Consider the following 14,423-nt stretch of genomic DNA (forward strand, 5'->3'; position numbering starts at 1 on the left):
GCCGCTTCCGGCGGTGACATTTACTGTAGCACAAAGATTTTGGTTTGTCAACACTTTTCATCAGATTTTTTCCTTCTAGCAGCCATTACTATAAGTTTGCAAGGTCCGACAAGGACCGGCAAACTTATTTTTTTATGCCTGGGAGGTGAAAAAGGTATGGCACGCTGCTATATTACGCGCTCCTACGAGGAGCGGCTGGCGATTCAAAGCCTGTGGGAAGATGGCGTCCAGGCGAAAAAGATTGCGGAGAAGCTGGGTGCCCCGCTGTCCTCCCTCTACTCTGAACTGCGGCGCGGCCAGGACGGAAGCAGGCTGCCGAACCAGCGCCTGCGGTACAGCGCGGACCTGGCGCAAATGCGGATTCAGCAATCCTACGAGCAGAGGGGACGCGGCAACGGCCAGGCACAGAAAGGGGCTGGAAACGGTGGCTAAGAAGTATTATCCCGGCGGGTTCCGGCTGACGCTGAAAACGGCGCGGGCGCTGGCGGCCCAAGAGCTGGGGACGGCAAAGGGACTGGCGCAGACCGTCGGGGTGTCGGAGGGATTCTTCTCTATGTGCCTCGGAAAAATGCGGGTGCGCATCCAACCGGATATGCGAAACCTCAGTGGGCGGGTCATGCTGGCCCTGGATATGCAGGGCGCTGGCGGCGAAATCGTGAAGTTCTACGACCGGGAGACGCTGGAGGAGGACTTCGACGAGGAGTACATCTACTCAAACAGGCTGGCGCGGGAGACCGTGCGGGACTGGGTTTTGAGCGGGAGCCTGGAGGGGTGCCACCAGCGCGTGGACGAAATCTGGAACAAGGGTTAAGGAGGACGCCATGCTGAAATTTATTGCGAACGTCACCTACAGCAACGGGGCGACGGAAAGCGCAATCATCAAAGCGGAAACGCGGAGAAAAGCGTGGGAGAAGCTGCTGCTGGCCTTTGACGGCGGCGACGGGCTTGCGGATGTCTCTATCAGAGGCCCGGTCCTGCCGAAGTATGAAATCAAGTAACAGGAGGGCAAAGAAGTGGACGGCGAGAGTGGAGGGGTACAGTACGTTGCGAGGATAAGCCACGGAAAGGATAGCCTCAAAATGCTGGATGTCATCATTTCTCGCGGCCTGCCGCTGGATAGGATTACAACCACCGACGTTTGGGCCACGGACACCATCCGGGGAGAGCATCCAAAGATGGTCGAGTTCAAGGAGATGGCCGACGAATACATCTGGAGGAAGTACAGGATAGAAGTTGAGCACCTTTGCGCCATGAAAGACGGCGAAAAGGTGACTTATGAGAAGCTGTTTTACCACGTCCCCAAGCGCAAGACCGCGCGGGGGGGGGGGTCCTGGAAACAAGGCAAGATACTCGGATTCCCGACGCTGTGGGGACCGTGGTGCCAGTCAGACCTCAAACGGAGCGCAAAAGAACCGCATCCAAGGCTTCCCTGCACAAATCGGGAGCTGGTGCAAGAAACTCAAAATCGACTATCTACGGATTCCCCGTCTCCATCAACCGGCGGGGGGCCTGGTGCCAGAAGCTCAAAACGCACTTTTTGAACAGCCCCGCCGCGAGGGGCGGTAGAAATATCGTGGAGTACATTGGAATAGCGGCGGACGAGCCAAAGAGGTTTGGGCAAATATCGGACAGAAAGCGCGCGCCGCTGGTGGAGTTCGGAATCGAGGAAGGGCTATGCGGCCTGTACTGCAAGTACAACGGAATCCTGGCCCCGTCCTACGGGGCGACGGCGAGCTGCCGGGACGGGTGCTGGATGTGCCACAACCAGGGAGTGAACCAGCTGCGCCTCCTGCGGCGGGATTACCCGGACCTGTGGGCGCTCCTAATGAAATGGGACGCTGACAGCCCGGTAAACTTCCATCCGGACGGCCACACCGTCCACGACTTTGACAGGCGCTTCCAAATGGAGGACGAACACCTTCTGTCACCGGACGACAAGGTTTTCAGGTGGTCCATGCTGGAGGAGGACGAATTAAACTACAGACTTTTCTAAAGGAGGGGAAACGGAATGTGTGACAAGGATTGCCGCCGCTTCGGGAAGTGTAAGGAGTGCCAGAAGTCCAAGATGGAGCGGGGCTATCTTATCTGTACCATCGGGGACCGGAGCGGGACCCATGGCCGGTGCTTCACCTGCAAGCGGCTGGAGAAGTGCAAAAAGGCAAAGGAGGCGGCGGAGGCGTGAAGCCGATTCTGTTCAATGCCGAGATGGCCCAGGCCGTCCGCGAGGGGCGAAAGACGGTGACGCGGCGGGCCATAAAGCCGCAGCCGACATATCCGAGGTGGAATCAAATCGGCTGGCTGGGCTGGGACGATGGGCACGGGTACAGGATGCGCCAGCCGTACCAGGATGGCGAGGTCCTATATGTGCCGGAGCCGTGGCGCTGTATGGGGATGTTCGGAGAGACCGGGTATGTGGTCGGATTCAAGGACGGGGAAACCGTCCGGTTCATGTTCCGGGACAAGGACCGCGCCGAGAGGTGGGCCAAGTACGGGAATAAGCCGTTTGAACAGTGGCAATCCCCCTACTTCATGCCGCGGGAGGCAGCCCGGCTTTTCCTCCGAGCGGAGGATGTGCGGGTGGAACGCCTGCATGACATAACCGAGGAGCAGGCCATAGACGAGGGTGCGAGATATACGGACTTCGGGGAATATACGCCGCCGTGGAAAATGAGCGTAGACGGCGGAAAAACATTCCACGGAGCAAAGCCCATACACCATCCGGGCTATCACTTCAAGGACGTGGAAAGGCCGGACCAATGTTTTGAATCCGCCAGGAGCGCCTTTGCAAACTACTGGGGCAGCACAATCAAGGCGGCGGACCGCGCCCTGTACGGCTGGGCAGCCAATCCCTGGGTGTGGGTCATCCGGTTTAAGCGTATCGGAGAGGGGGCGAGCGCGGAATGAAGTGCTATGTGGAGATGACGGAGGAGGAGTACGGCGACTTCCTCCGGTGGCGAGCGGACCGGGCGAAGTATGACCGGGTGCTGTCCTCCGTGCAGAAGAAGTTCGAGCTGATGGCGAACAAGGCCACGTGGGCCATTGAGCCGGACCCGAAGAAAGAGGGCCGGTGCAAAATCGTGGACCACGACCACGCGACGGAGCTGCTGGAAATGGCGAAGGGCGTTCTCGGCGGATAGGGGGTGCGATAGGTGGCGGACCGCAAGAAATGGACCAGCGCGGAGCGGGAGGCGGTGTACCAAAAGACCGGCGGGCGCTGCGCCTACTGCGGGCAGGAAATCACCAGACAGGAAATGCAGCTGGACCACGTAAAGCCGGTGAAGCTCTATGAAGAATTGGATGGCGGCGCGGGGCTGAATGACCTGGAAAACATCCTCCCGGCCTGCCGCTCCTGTAACCACTATAAGCACACGTTCACGCTGGAGAAGTTCCGGGCCGCGCTGGAGCGGATGCCTGCGGTCCTGGAGCGGGACAGCGTGACATATCGGAACGCTGTGCGGTTTGGGCTGGTGCAGCCGACGCCGCACAAGGTCAGATTCTATTTTGAAACGATGAAAGCAGGAGATGGAACGTGATGGAGAAAGTCTACATAGCCGGGAAAATCACGGGAGACCCGGAATACCGCATGAAGTTCGGGCGGGCCGCCCGCGCGCTGGAGATGACCGGGAATGTGGTCCTGAATCCGGCCACGCTGCCGAATGGGCTGAACCAGGCGGACTATATGCACATCTGCTTTGCCATGCTCGACTGTGCGGACAGGGCCGTGTTCCTCCCGGACTGGAACGAAAGCGAGGGGGCCATGCTGGAGCAAGCGTACTGTGCCAAGACCGGGAAGCCGGTGGCCTTTTTGGCGGGGGTGTGAAATGAAAATCGAGGAAGCTGTGAGAATCCTTGACCCGGACACGACCGCGGCGGCCCTGTACGGCCTGCCCCACGACGAGGCCGTGGAGCTGGTGGAGGCCGCCTGCCGCCTGGCCGTTGATAACCTGCGAGAGAACCTGGAGGCAGCGGCGGACGCCTGCAGTCGGGCCGTTTCCTCAATCCGCGACCAGCTGCTGACGGAGGTGGAGCTGGAGCGGTGCCGGGCGTATGGGGTCAAGTGGGTAAGCCGGGACGATGTAGGGAAATGCTTTGTGAAGCTGTGGAAAGGTAAACCTATGTCGAGCGCGGGGTGTTATGTCGGGCGCGAGCAGGTTGCGCTTGTGCATGATGTGTCTCTTTTCCCAAGTGTTCAACCGGGCGGATGCGTATGCGCAGAGCAGGCGGAGGAACAGCCGCTCACGCTGGAGGAGCTGCGCAAGATGACGATGCGGTGCGAGGGAATCTACGTCGCCAACATCGACGGGAGGCCGCTTTTCCGGGAAAGGAAATGCTGCGCCGCCGTCCTGGACATGGTGCCCACATACGGAGGCCCGGCGCACATCCAGGCAATCTATGGCGAAAAGCTCTCACTGTGGGAGGATGACTACGGGAAAACGTGGGTGGCATATCGCCGCCCGCCGGTGGAGGCGGGGAATGTTTAGCCCGATGGGGCCGAAGCGGTGCCCCTGCTGCGGTGGAATAGCGGAGATGCGCTACACGTTCATCAGGTCATATTACTACATAAAATGCTGCACCTGCGGGTTGAGGACAAAGCCATACAGAGAAATGTATATGGCGGAATACGCATGGGACCGCAGAGTGCGGGAAAAAGAAGGTGAAAACCATTGAAGGAAGAACAGCGGTGCCAGCTGGGCCGGAATATGCCGGGGCCGCCGGGGTCGGAGTGCGCGCCGGATGTGTGCAGGCGCTGTGGATGGAATCCCAAGGTCGAGAAGTGGAGAAAGGCGCTTATCCACGCCGGGGTCCTGGAGCGGGACGAGAACGGGGTGGAGCGGCTGGTGCTCAAAAATTGAGGAGGTGTTCAGGAGTGAAGCCAATCTATAAGCCAAAAGGCGCGGCGGCGGAGTATGCGGAATACGCCATAAACATCTACACCGGATGCCCGCACCGCTGCTACTACTGCTTCGCGCCGCAGGTCCTCCGCCGCGAGCGGGAGGATTTCCACTCCCACGTGGAGCCGCGCAGGGACATTGTGGCGGAGGTGGCCCACCAGCTCAATATGGAGCAAATCACAGGGAAAACCGTTCACCTGTGCTTTACGTGTGACCCATACCCGACCGGCTACGACACCACGCCCACGCGGGAGATTATCAAGCTCCTAAAGGACAGTGGGAACCACGTGCAGATTCTCACCAAGGGAGACGGGAGCCGGGACTTTGACCTGCTGGACGGTGGGGATTGGTACGGCATCACGGTTTCCGGCGGGGAGGCGGAAAGCTACCTGCGCGAGCCGAAAGCAATCAGGCTGTCAAAAAGAATGTCGGCGCTCATTGAAGCGAAAGAGCGCGGGATAAAAACCTGGGTCTCCTTCGAGCCGGTCCTGGTGGAATCCGATGTATTGGAGATTCTGCGGACATTCCACGGCAACTTTGACCGCGTGAAAATCGGGAAGCTGAATTACTGGCCGTCAGACATCAACTGGGCGGAGTTCGGGCGAAAGGTGGAGACGCTGTGCCAGGAGCTGAGCCTGGACTACTACATCAAGGACAAGCTGCGGGCGGAGATGGAAAAAGCATGAGCGGCCCGCGGGCGGACTTCTCCAGAACCTGCGAGGGCTGCGGCCACGTGGTCAGGGAGCCGGAGAAAAGCGGCGAGCTGTGGGCAAGGTGCTTTGCGCCGGGACCGTGCCGGGGGTACGTCGTCGGTCATGCGCACTATCTCCCCTATGTTCCGGCCTGGTGCCCGCTGATGCGGGGCGAGGCCGGGGCGCGGGCCGATACATTAAATAAATAGGAATGGGGGTGGATGCCGTGAGCCGATGTAGAATGTGCGGCGCTGAAATCGACTGGATTCAGACGCCGGAGGGAAAGTATGTCGCGGTGGACCCGGAACCGGTCGTTGTCGCGGAGAACACGGGGACGGACGTTTTCTACACCGACGAGGGGCGGAAATTCGTGGGGACGGAAAGCGGCCTGCCGTGGAGGCCGGACCTGGAGGTGGGATTCGTCCCACACGTGCGGACCTGCGTTTGTTTCAGGACGGGGCGGTGAAGCTGGATGGAAACTGTGCTGCTGGGTGACGCCCTGGAGCAGCTGCGGGGCCTGGAGGCAGAAAGCGCATATACCTGTGTAACCTCCCCTCCCTATTACAACCTGCGGGACTACGGCACGCCGGGGCAAATCGGGATGGAGGCCACGCCGGAGGAGTACATCGAGAAGCTGGTGGAGATTTTCCGCGAGGTGCGGCGGGTCCTCCGCCCGGATGGGACCCTGTGGGTCAACATGGGCGACAGCTACGCCACCAGGTCGGGGAACAATCCGCCGGGGAACACGCGGAACCGGTGCGGCCACACCGAGAAGCGGACGCCGAAGGGCTACAAGTACAAGGACCTGATGGGGATTCCCTGGATGCTGGCCTTTGCCCTGCGGGCGGACGGCTGGTATCTGCGGCAGGACATCATCTGGAGCAAACCGAACTGTATGCCGGAGGCCGTCGTGGACCGATGCACCAAGAGCCACGAATATATTTTCCTCCTGTCCAAGTCCCCGCGATACTACTTTGACGCGGCGGCCCTGCGGGAGCCGTGCGCCAGCCGGAAAGGGAACGCCAAAACCTTCCGCGGCGGCGGGGCCTACACCGGCGGGCGGTCCTTCCAGAACAGCGCGCGGGTGAAAAGGACGAGCCACGGGAACACGGCGAACCGGACCGGGACCAGGAACAAGCGGGATGTGTGGGCCGTCGCCACCGGCGGATTCAAGGGCGCGCACTTTGCCGTGTTCCCGGAAAGGCTGGTCGAGCCGTGCATCCTGGCAGGCTGCCCGGAGGGTGGGACCGTCCTGGACCCGTTCGCCGGGAGCGGGACAACCGGGGTCGTTGCGAAGCGGCTGCGCCGGAACTTCATAGGCGTAGAAATCAACGAGGATTACCGGGAGATGGCCGAAAAAAGAATATCCGCCACGGAGGCGGAATTTGAACAAATGACAATGTGAAAGAAGGGAAAACAATGCAAACTGTGGAAATCGTGATTACTGTTCGCAGGCCGAGGAGCTGGAAACGGCGGACGGCCAGGGTGTGGAGAGCCGTGCGGAAGCGCGCGGCCAAGGTCAACTGGGGGGCCGTGGCCTGGTATGGGTTCCTGACCGTGGCCGGGGTGGTGCTGTACAAGGTCGGCGCTGCCTACGCCCTGAAAGAGCGCGGCTACTACGCCGTGGGCGGCGAGGCGCTGGCCCTGCTCCTTCCCGTGCTGTGGTACGCGGTGGGAACGACCATCCGGGACTTCATGCGGGACGTGAGAAGCTGGTGGTAAGCGGTGCCGAAGAAAAAGAAACCGCCCGCCAATGCAACGGCCTGGTGTGACCTGCACGACCGGCTGATGAACGATGTCTACATACGGCGGCGGGGGTGCGCCATGCGGCGCTGTAAGCACCTGCGCTGGCTGAATGACGAACGATGGAATCCCGGAAACGGGTCCAAATATCAAAAACGGAGGGTAAAAAATGGTTAGCATCAAGGGATTGGACAAGGCGAAGGTCCTGAAAGCGTTGTACGACAACAGCCACGTCGAGGGGATGGGGTTCATGCACGCCGCCCCGGAGGGGACCGTCACCGAGGACCGCTGCAGGGAGCTGCTGGAGAAGAACACAGCCTTTGACTACCTGTACGGGCGCGTGATGAAGGTGGACCTGGCCGGGGACGAGTTCGACGAGCACCTGTATGACCGGGACTGTGGAGAGGGTGCCGCCCAGCGGGCGGTGGATTCCATCACGCAGGCGCAGGAGAGCGAGAAGCCCAAGGAGGAAGCTGGGCAGAAGGACGGCGGGGCCGGGAAAGAAAAAAGCATGGAGGAAAAAGTAAAGAGCGTCAAGGCGACTGTCGATAAAATCCTGGAAATCCTGGCGGAGCTGCCGCCGGACGAGAGCTACACGACGGTCAAATACCTCGGAACCTTTGTGTTCCCCATGCTCGACATGGTGGCGAAGCCGCCTATTGATTTTAGGGTCGGCGGACACTGGGCCACAAGGTTCTGGTGAAAAAAGAACGCCCTGCGTCAGCTGTGGGAGGCTGGCGCAGGGCGGACGCCCCGGAGGGCGCATCAAGTTGGACAAGCCTATTTTACCACACTCCGGGGGCACATACAAGAGCGAAAAAATCAACGCGCCGCGGCGCGTTTCGGGCTTGTATGGGGTAGTAATTTAACGACCACACCGGGGGGGGTGAAAAAGCATGAGGACGGTCTACCGGGAGAAGCGGTATTTCTGCGGGGAATATCTGGATGCCTATATCTACCCAGTCTTTGGTCCGGCGGCAAAGGGCGGGAAGCGAATCAGGCGGAAGCCGTCCACCGAGGCACAGAAGAAGCTCAACCAGAGACACCGGGAGGAAAAGCTGGTCCGCCTGCTCCACGCGAATTTTACACCGGCGGACATGGAGATACACCTGACCTACCGTGTACAGCCGGAGAGTGACGAGGCGGCCAAGAAGGAGCTGACAAACTACCTTCGGCGGGTCCGCCGGTACATGAAGAAGAACGGTCTGGGGGAGCTGAAATACATAGCCGTCACCGAGCGGGGGAAGCGCGGCGGGAGATACCACCACCACGTCACCATCGGCGGGGGGATAGACCGGGACACGCTGGAAAGTCTGTGGACCAATGGCTATGCCAACTCCCGGCGGCTGCAGTTCACCGAGGAGGGCCTGGCCGGGCTGGGGCACTACATCGTGAAATCCCCCGTAGGGAAAAAAGCGTGGACGGCCTCAAAGAATCTGGTGGACCCAGAACCGAGGACCAGGGACGGGCGCATATCCGGGAGACGGGCGCGGGAGCTGGCGGACAACATCCAGGACAGCACGCAGTTTGAAGCCCTCTATCCCGGCTATCTGCTGGCAAAGGCGGAGGCTTTCCACAACGACGTGAACGGCGGATGCTACCTTGTGGCCCGGCTCTACAAACAGGACAGCAGCTTTGCGAAAAAACCGGCCATCCGGCGGCGGAATTAAGGGGGTGAGAGTTTGGGGAGACAGTACAGAGTTTGCCGCTTCTGCGGCGACCGCCTGGACGCGGGAGAAATCTGCGAGTGCAGGCGGGAGACCGAAAAAAAGGAGGAAAACGGAAAACATGAGCAGGTACATGGTGGAGCTGCCCGGCGGCGGGTGTGCCACGGATTCGGAAGCCCTGTCCGCGCTGGCGCGGGAGGCGAGACGGCGTAAAGTCAGCTATGGGATGCTGGTGGCGAACACCACGGAGGCCGAGCGGTATGCCATCATCCGGGACTACTGCCTGGAGAAGCGCCGGAAAGGCAGGCGGGCCGGGAATGGGGATTGATTTGCGGGACCTCTCCCCTGCCTACCAGGTCAAGGCCATGCAGCAGCTGGCGGAGCAAAACCGTCAGCGGGCGGCGGCCAAGGGGGAGCGGGAGCGCAAATATCACAACCAGAAGGACCAGCGGCCCACCACGTCCGGCGGGGCCGTCCGGTTCGATTCCCGGAAAGAGGCGCGCCGGTATGACGAGCTGATTGCCCTGCTTCACGCCGGGCAAATCCGGGAGCTGCGGTTACAGCCGCAGTTCACCCTGCAGGAAGCGTACACCACGCCGGAGGGGGTCCGGGTCCGGGCCATCCGGTATCAGGCGGACTTCTCCTATCTGCTCCCGGAGCTGCGCCCATACAGGACGGAGACCGGCGTGGAGGTCTGCGACTGGATTCTGGTGGTGGAGGACGTGAAAAGCCGGGCCACCAAGACGCGCGTGTACGAGATGAAGAAAAAACTCATGCGCGAGCGGTTTCAAATCGAGATTCAGGAGGTTTAGCATGGAATTTCTGAAATTTATCTTCTCCAGCTTTTGGACCTGGCTGGGATTCCTGATTCTGCTCTCCGCCGCCGCCGGTGCTGTCAAATATGCGCTGGAGGGCGTGGGCGAGCTGGTGAGGGCGTTCAAGCGGAACCGGAAGGTGGAGGCGTGCCGCGTCGGGGAACACTGGAGCGTCAGCGTGGAGAACGCATCGAAAGAGGACGCCATGAACGCGCTCCTGGCCGCCCACGTGGGAGCGGATGACCCGGTGGAAATGCTGGAGAACGACGAGAAGGGGGCGGCCTGGGAATGAAGCTGAAAAAAGTCGCCGCGCTGTGCAGCAGGCAGGGAGTGTTCCGCCTGTGCGACGAGGTGCGCGAGGGCGGCGAGGTCCGCCAGTGGCTGGGGGACGGCGTGGCCCTCTATCCCCTGGACGGGCTGCCGCTGCTGGACGATGACAACCTGTGTACCATGTTCGACATCACCGAGAAGAAGCGGAAAAAGTGCTCCTTCCGCCGGGTGGAAGTGCCGGAATACCTGTGTCTGGACGACTGGGAGCAGGGGGAGCGGTGCCTGCATGACGACTGGCCCACGGTGGAGTATAACGGCTTTGTGGTGAAGCCGTTCAGCACGCGGGAGGGAATCGTGTTCATTCAGAACGCATACCTGGCCCCGTTGGAGGATATGGCCGACTATCTCCAGCTGTTCGAGCGGAGGACCGCGAGCGGGCGGACGTACATCGTGGCGAAGAACGGCCTGGAGATAACGGCGGTCATCATGCCAATGGACACTATCAAGATGGGCTTTGTGGATAAGCTGGAGGAGCTGGCCCGGATGTGCCGTCTCACGGTGAACGCCATGGAGGAGCGGGAGCGGCGGGAGCAGGAGGCCAGACTGGCCGCCATCGTGGACCCTGGGCAAAAGGACCTGTTCGAGAATGACCAGGCCGCGGGCGGCGAGACGTGAGCACCTGGCGTCCCGCGCGGGCGCTGATGCAAATAAAAAATCAGGAGGAAAAAGAGACATGAAGAAAATCGTTGCGCTTATCCTGGCCGGGCTGCTGCTGTTGAGCTTGTGCGGCTGCGACGACGAAAACCCGGCATCTGGCACGGAGAAGAATATCCAAGACACCCAGGGCGTCACGGACGAGCTGACGATGGGACAGCCCACGCCGACGGACATTGACTACTCCCTGGAGCGTTACAACCTGATTCGGCGGGCGTACTGGGTCAACGGCCAGCGGCAAAAGGCCGACACCCTGCCATGCGAGGTGGAAAAGCCGCTGGGGTACATCGTCCTGTTCACCGAGGGCGGCGGGGTCGTCGGGCGGTTCATCGTGGACGGGAAGGTGTCCAGCCTGAACAGCTTTCTCTCGCCGGATTACATCGAAGAAAGATGGGGCCTGTGCGAATTTGTTTACAACACGGAACTTGCGGACGTAGACGGCAGCTACGGGGAGAACGACAACGGGATTTTCTTCTTCACGCCGGACGGGAAATACGTGGAGTGGACCGGGACCTATCTGTACTCCGACATCCCCTTTGAGCTGGACGCGCCCACGGTGCTGACGCAGGAGGCGGGCTGACATGGACAAGAAAACCCGCGTGGCGCTGGCGGCGCTGCTGGTGGTGGTGGCCCTGGCCGCCGGTTACTTCCTCACGCCGTCCGGGCGGGCGACCTGGAACCTGTGGTTCGGGGTGGTCCAGAAAGCGGACGACGCGACCAGCTACGAGACGCGCAAGAAGGTGGAGGACACCTGCAGGGCTATGGTTTCGTCCTACGAGGGCGACCGGCTGACCTGGGAGCAGTACAGGGACAGCGAGGACCGGGAAAAACAGGGCTGGGCCGAGCAGGCCAAAATGCGGGCCAATAAGACCGCGGCCACGTACAACAACTACATCCTGGAGAACTCCTACGTGTGGAGCGGGAATGTGCCCGATGACATCCGGGAGGAGCTGGAGTATCTGCCATGAAGAAAAAACGGGCCATGCCGAGCTACTACGGCAAGAACATCCTCCAGCACGCGCAGAGGAAATTTTTCAAGCGTAAGGCGCTGGAGGCCAACCAGGAAAAACTCCGCGAGCGGCCTGTGACCGCGGCGGAGCAGGCGGAGAAGAAATAAGCAATCAGGAGGCGGAGTTATGCGGCGCAAGGACGTGAAAACGATGATAGCGTATTATTTTGGGATTCCAGCCATGCGGGCGCTGCTGGACAGCGAGCGGGCGGAGCTGGAGGACCAATACAACAGCCTGCGCGGGTTGTCGTATGACGGCGTGCCGCACAGCTCCATGCCGGGGAAGCCCACCGAGGAGCTGGCCGCCCGGCTGGACGAGCGCAACGTCAGGAACCGGCTGGAGGAAATCGCGGTGAAGGACCGGGTGCTGCTGATGGACCGGGAGAACATCCAGGGGTGCATCGACGCGCTGGGCGGTAGGTGCAAAAGGCTGATTTTTGAGCGCCACCGGGATAGGTGCAGCTGGGCGAAGCTGGCGGTGCGCTACGGGAAGCCGGACAGCACGGTGCGGCGGTGGTACGACAGCGCCGTGGAACGCCTGGGGGAAGCTCTGGAGGAGGTGCCCATGTACGACGAGATTCTGGCCCGCGCTTCGCGCGCGCGCGTATAGATGTTGCCGGGGTCCTCCCTGCCGCCCTGAACACGACGCCGGGGGCGGCGGGTCCGGGGCCGTCCGCCGGTCGGCGGGAGGGCTGCCGGAGGTCGGTGGGAAAGGGCCGATTTTGTGTTTTTGGTCCGGGGTCATTTTGCGCGTGATGCGGTCACTTCCGCGGACGCGGGAACCGCGCTGGAAAAACAATTTGCGAATAGACAGGGAAAAGCCCCGCAGGAGGCCGCGTGTCGGCGTCTGCGGGGCTTTCTTTTTGTGGGGCGGGTCACGGCTCGCCGTCGGGGTCGAAGGGGTCCTGGAGGGCCTTGCGGCGCTCCTCCTCGGTCCTGCAATCGGTCAGGTCCAGCACGGGGAAGGGCGGGTCGATAACCGGCGGCGGGGGTTTCAGGCCGCAATACTCGCCCTTGACATAGTTTTCGTCCGTCACCCAGGACCAGGGGCCGTATTCCCCGCCGTGGCCCGCGCCGGCGTAGGCCACCAGGGCGGCAAAAGCCTGTTCGCGGGTCAGGCCGGAAAACCGGCGGCGGATGCCGTCCGGGAAGGAGGAAACGCAGCTGTAGGGCAGGAAAACCTTTGTGTCGCTCACGGTTCGCCTCCCTCCTGCCGCGCCTCGCGGGCCATGCGCTCCTCCACGGCCTGGAGGATGTAACCTTGCAGGCTTTGGCCGGATGCGGCGGCGGCGGCGCGGATGCGCTCGCCCTGGGGTTTCAGTGGGCGGATGTTGATAAAATCGCATTTTGCCGTGTAGCGGGCGTTGGAAGCCTTTTTGTTTTCGCTGATGGGCACGATGGCACCTCCCTTGGTTTTGTGTGTGCATTATAGCACGGTTTAGTGCGGGATTCAACCGTGTTGTTTGGCGGGCGGTCAAATATCCGTTTTGTGCGCGCCCTCCGCGGTGTGCGCCCATACGGTGACGGAGTAACCGGCTTTTCGCAGACCGGCGGCCATTTTGCGGGCGGCGGCCTCGTCGTCCATCCATACGGTGAGCGGCCAGCCGCGCTTGCTGTAGAGAATTTGATAACGCATTTTGTGTACCTCCCTGCGTGTGTTTTTTGTGCGTTCGCGTGCGTTTTGGGTTTTGTGGCCCATGAGCGCCCGCCCCGGCGGGGGGCGGCTGGACTTGCACCAGCGGCGGCCTGGGGCCGTCGGCCTTGCGGGTCACTTGACGACGCTTTCAAAATGACCGTGCGTGTTATCAACGGAAACGATCCGCGGGAGATTTACGCCTCGCGCTGGAAGGTTTTTCGCCGCTTCCTCGTAGGTCTGATATAAACCGACAGTGGACCAATAACCGCCGTCTGCGGTGTTCCACACCTCGGCCCGGAAATAGACGTTTTCCATTCTGCTGCTTTCTGCCCTTCACCCTGGGCGGCGGGATTTTGGGTTTTGTGCCCATGAGCGCCCGCCCCGGCTGGGGCGGCTGGACTTGCACCAGCGGCGGCCTGGGGCCGTCGGCCTTGCGGGTCAATCGAAGCACATTTCGTAGCTGATTTTGTACTGCGCTTTGATTTGTTCGTAGGCGCGTTTTGTGACCGTGTAGCTGCCGTCCCTCTCGTCGTAGGTGATGCCGCGCCCGTGGAGCTTGGGAAGCCCGTCATGCAGGGGGCGGAGGAAGTAGTGCTTGCCGTAGTAGGCCAGCTCGGCGGAGAAGTCGCAGCCGGTCGGGGCGTGCTGGGTCTCGTAGTAGTAGGCGTACACGCCGGGCTTGTCGGCCACGGCGGCGGGGGCCTTGGCGGCCTCCATGGCCTCGTAGTCGGGGGCGTAGCCGTTAAGCTCGCCGGTTTCGGGGATGAAGCTGGAAGCGCACATATCCGGGATGAAGATTTGTGTGTTCGGGCCGGTCTGCTGGGCATAGCCGCCGGGGACCTTGGAAAAGGTGCCGGGAATTTTTCTCTCAATCGCTGCCATTGTGATGACCTCCGTTTTGTGGTTTGGGTTTTGTGCCCATGAGCGCCCGCCCCGGTCGGGGCGGCTGGACTTGCACCAGCGGCGGCGGATGCCGTCGGCCTTG

General features: G+C 61.4%; 32 protein-coding genes. 27 read left to right on the forward strand and 5 right to left on the reverse strand.

The features are described from left to right. Nucleotides 1-156: 156 nt before the first annotated feature. The 27 genes from Q0Z71_RS13170 to Q0Z71_RS13300 all read left to right on the forward strand — a co-directional run bounded on the left by Q0Z71_RS13170 (nt 157) and on the right by Q0Z71_RS13300 (nt 12,412). On the forward strand, nt 157-432 hold the full coding sequence (locus Q0Z71_RS13170) for a hypothetical protein (protein WP_298023564.1): 276 nt from the start codon (nt 157-159) through the stop codon (nt 430-432). Next, nucleotides 425-811 carry a hypothetical protein gene (locus Q0Z71_RS13175; RefSeq protein WP_298023567.1) on the forward strand — a complete coding sequence of 129 codons (387 nt, stop codon included), beginning with the start codon at nt 425-427 and terminating at the stop codon, nt 809-811. The genes Q0Z71_RS13170 and Q0Z71_RS13175 overlap by 8 nt, the downstream gene beginning before the upstream one ends. A gap of 10 nt (nt 812-821) precedes the next feature. Next, nucleotides 822-998: a hypothetical protein gene (locus tag Q0Z71_RS13180; RefSeq protein ID WP_298023569.1), complete on the forward strand. Its 177-nt coding sequence runs from the start codon at nt 822-824 to the stop codon at nt 996-998. Nucleotides 999-1,013: 15 nt separating this feature from the next. After that, nucleotides 1,014-1,541 carry a hypothetical protein gene (locus Q0Z71_RS13185; RefSeq protein WP_298023572.1) on the forward strand — a complete coding sequence of 176 codons (528 nt, stop codon included), beginning with the start codon at nt 1,014-1,016 and terminating at the stop codon, nt 1,539-1,541. A gap of 107 nt (nt 1,542-1,648) precedes the next feature. After that, a complete protein-coding gene (locus Q0Z71_RS13190; RefSeq protein ID WP_298023575.1) occupies nt 1,649-1,993 on the forward strand; it encodes a hypothetical protein in 345 nt (114 codons plus the stop codon). A gap of 15 nt (nt 1,994-2,008) precedes the next feature. Beyond that, entirely contained in the window at nt 2,009-2,182 is a 174-nt protein-coding gene (locus Q0Z71_RS13195; protein WP_298023578.1) for a hypothetical protein, read from the forward strand. Further along, the gene (locus Q0Z71_RS13200; protein ID WP_298023580.1) at nt 2,179-2,904 is read left to right on the forward strand and encodes a hypothetical protein; all 726 of its coding nucleotides are present in this window, start codon (nt 2,179-2,181) and stop codon (nt 2,902-2,904) included. The genes Q0Z71_RS13195 and Q0Z71_RS13200 overlap by 4 nt, the downstream gene beginning before the upstream one ends. Further along, complete coding sequence (locus tag Q0Z71_RS13205) at nt 2,901-3,137, forward strand: hypothetical protein (RefSeq protein WP_298023584.1); 237 nt, start codon at nt 2,901-2,903, stop codon at nt 3,135-3,137. Before Q0Z71_RS13200 ends, Q0Z71_RS13205 begins: the two co-directional genes overlap by 4 nt. Before the next feature lie 12 nt (nt 3,138-3,149). Next, nucleotides 3,150-3,533: an HNH endonuclease gene (locus tag Q0Z71_RS13210; RefSeq protein WP_298023587.1), complete on the forward strand. Its 384-nt coding sequence runs from the start codon at nt 3,150-3,152 to the stop codon at nt 3,531-3,533. Beyond that, complete coding sequence (locus Q0Z71_RS13215) at nt 3,533-3,820, forward strand: DUF4406 domain-containing protein (RefSeq protein WP_298023590.1); 288 nt, start codon at nt 3,533-3,535, stop codon at nt 3,818-3,820. Before Q0Z71_RS13210 ends, Q0Z71_RS13215 begins: the two co-directional genes overlap by 1 nt. 1 nt (nt 3,821) lies before the next feature. Then, complete coding sequence (locus tag Q0Z71_RS13220) at nt 3,822-4,481, forward strand: hypothetical protein (protein WP_298023593.1); 660 nt, start codon at nt 3,822-3,824, stop codon at nt 4,479-4,481. A gap of 183 nt (nt 4,482-4,664) precedes the next feature. After that, the gene (locus Q0Z71_RS13225; protein ID WP_298023596.1) at nt 4,665-4,853 is read left to right on the forward strand and encodes a hypothetical protein; all 189 of its coding nucleotides are present in this window, start codon (nt 4,665-4,667) and stop codon (nt 4,851-4,853) included. Nucleotides 4,854-4,867: 14 nt separating this feature from the next. After that, on the forward strand, nt 4,868-5,578 hold the full coding sequence (locus Q0Z71_RS13230) for a radical SAM protein (protein ID WP_298023599.1): 711 nt from the start codon (nt 4,868-4,870) through the stop codon (nt 5,576-5,578). Further along, the gene (locus Q0Z71_RS13235; RefSeq protein WP_298023602.1) at nt 5,575-5,793 is read left to right on the forward strand and encodes a hypothetical protein; all 219 of its coding nucleotides are present in this window, start codon (nt 5,575-5,577) and stop codon (nt 5,791-5,793) included. Before Q0Z71_RS13230 ends, Q0Z71_RS13235 begins: the two co-directional genes overlap by 4 nt. A 17-nt stretch (nt 5,794-5,810) precedes the next feature. Further along, nucleotides 5,811-6,050 carry a hypothetical protein gene (locus Q0Z71_RS13240; RefSeq protein WP_298023605.1) on the forward strand — a complete coding sequence of 80 codons (240 nt, stop codon included), beginning with the start codon at nt 5,811-5,813 and terminating at the stop codon, nt 6,048-6,050. Nucleotides 6,051-6,056: 6 nt separating this feature from the next. After that, entirely contained in the window at nt 6,057-6,989 is a 933-nt protein-coding gene (locus Q0Z71_RS13245; RefSeq protein ID WP_298023608.1) for a site-specific DNA-methyltransferase, read from the forward strand. A gap of 14 nt (nt 6,990-7,003) precedes the next feature. After that, nucleotides 7,004-7,306, forward strand: a complete 303-nt coding sequence (locus Q0Z71_RS13250) for a hypothetical protein (RefSeq protein ID WP_298023611.1) — start codon at nt 7,004-7,006, stop codon at nt 7,304-7,306. Nucleotides 7,307-7,496: 190 nt separating this feature from the next. Beyond that, nucleotides 7,497-8,030: a hypothetical protein gene (locus Q0Z71_RS13255; protein WP_298023614.1), complete on the forward strand. Its 534-nt coding sequence runs from the start codon at nt 7,497-7,499 to the stop codon at nt 8,028-8,030. Between the two features lie 193 nt (nt 8,031-8,223). Continuing rightward, complete coding sequence (locus Q0Z71_RS13260; RefSeq protein ID WP_298023617.1) at nt 8,224-8,997, forward strand: hypothetical protein; 774 nt, start codon at nt 8,224-8,226, stop codon at nt 8,995-8,997. A gap of 118 nt (nt 8,998-9,115) precedes the next feature. Continuing rightward, entirely contained in the window at nt 9,116-9,322 is a 207-nt protein-coding gene (locus Q0Z71_RS13265; protein ID WP_298023620.1) for a hypothetical protein, read from the forward strand. Beyond that, nucleotides 9,312-9,806, forward strand: a complete 495-nt coding sequence (locus tag Q0Z71_RS13270) for a DUF1064 domain-containing protein (RefSeq protein WP_298023623.1) — start codon at nt 9,312-9,314, stop codon at nt 9,804-9,806. The genes Q0Z71_RS13265 and Q0Z71_RS13270 overlap by 11 nt, the downstream gene beginning before the upstream one ends. A 1-nt stretch (nt 9,807) precedes the next feature. Further along, nucleotides 9,808-10,101, forward strand: a complete 294-nt coding sequence (locus Q0Z71_RS13275; protein ID WP_298023626.1) for a hypothetical protein — start codon at nt 9,808-9,810, stop codon at nt 10,099-10,101. Then, nucleotides 10,098-10,754, forward strand: a complete 657-nt coding sequence (locus Q0Z71_RS13280; RefSeq protein ID WP_298023630.1) for a hypothetical protein — start codon at nt 10,098-10,100, stop codon at nt 10,752-10,754. Before Q0Z71_RS13275 ends, Q0Z71_RS13280 begins: the two co-directional genes overlap by 4 nt. Before the next feature lie 58 nt (nt 10,755-10,812). Continuing rightward, a complete protein-coding gene (locus Q0Z71_RS13285; protein ID WP_298023632.1) occupies nt 10,813-11,373 on the forward strand; it encodes a hypothetical protein in 561 nt (186 codons plus the stop codon). 1 nt (nt 11,374) lies between these two features. Then, nucleotides 11,375-11,761, forward strand: a complete 387-nt coding sequence (locus Q0Z71_RS13290; RefSeq protein WP_298023634.1) for a hypothetical protein — start codon at nt 11,375-11,377, stop codon at nt 11,759-11,761. Then, a complete protein-coding gene (locus tag Q0Z71_RS13295) occupies nt 11,758-11,910 on the forward strand; it encodes a hypothetical protein (protein ID WP_298023637.1) in 153 nt (50 codons plus the stop codon). Before Q0Z71_RS13290 ends, Q0Z71_RS13295 begins: the two co-directional genes overlap by 4 nt. 19 nt (nt 11,911-11,929) lie before the next feature. Continuing rightward, nucleotides 11,930-12,412 (forward strand): hypothetical protein, encoded by a 483-nt coding sequence (locus tag Q0Z71_RS13300; RefSeq protein ID WP_298023640.1) that lies wholly within the window; start codon nt 11,930-11,932, stop codon nt 12,410-12,412. Between the two features lie 265 nt (nt 12,413-12,677). Here Q0Z71_RS13300 and Q0Z71_RS13305 read toward each other — a convergent pair whose 3' ends face one another. The 5 genes from Q0Z71_RS13305 to Q0Z71_RS13325 all read right to left on the reverse strand — a co-directional run bounded on the left by Q0Z71_RS13305 (nt 12,678) and on the right by Q0Z71_RS13325 (nt 14,320). Next, the gene (locus Q0Z71_RS13305) at nt 12,678-12,998 is read right to left on the reverse strand and encodes a hypothetical protein (RefSeq protein ID WP_298023643.1); all 321 of its coding nucleotides are present in this window, start codon (nt 12,996-12,998) and stop codon (nt 12,678-12,680) included. After that, nucleotides 12,995-13,198, reverse strand: coding sequence for a hypothetical protein (locus Q0Z71_RS13310; protein WP_298023646.1), 204 nt, complete (start codon nt 13,196-13,198; stop codon nt 12,995-12,997). Before Q0Z71_RS13310 ends, Q0Z71_RS13305 begins: the two co-directional genes overlap by 4 nt. A 78-nt stretch (nt 13,199-13,276) precedes the next feature. Next, nucleotides 13,277-13,438, reverse strand: a complete 162-nt coding sequence (locus Q0Z71_RS13315; protein ID WP_298023648.1) for a hypothetical protein — start codon at nt 13,436-13,438, stop codon at nt 13,277-13,279. A 132-nt stretch (nt 13,439-13,570) separates the two neighbouring features. Next, complete coding sequence (locus tag Q0Z71_RS13320) at nt 13,571-13,753, reverse strand: hypothetical protein (RefSeq protein ID WP_298023651.1); 183 nt, start codon at nt 13,751-13,753, stop codon at nt 13,571-13,573. A gap of 123 nt (nt 13,754-13,876) precedes the next feature. Next, nucleotides 13,877-14,320 (reverse strand): hypothetical protein, encoded by a 444-nt coding sequence (locus Q0Z71_RS13325; protein ID WP_298023654.1) that lies wholly within the window; start codon nt 14,318-14,320, stop codon nt 13,877-13,879. Nucleotides 14,321-14,423: the final 103 nt, after the last annotated feature.

Origin of the sequence: uncultured Dysosmobacter sp., from assembly GCF_947631635.1 — a bacterium.
Taxonomy (GTDB): domain Bacteria; phylum Bacillota; class Clostridia; order Oscillospirales; family Oscillospiraceae; genus Oscillibacter.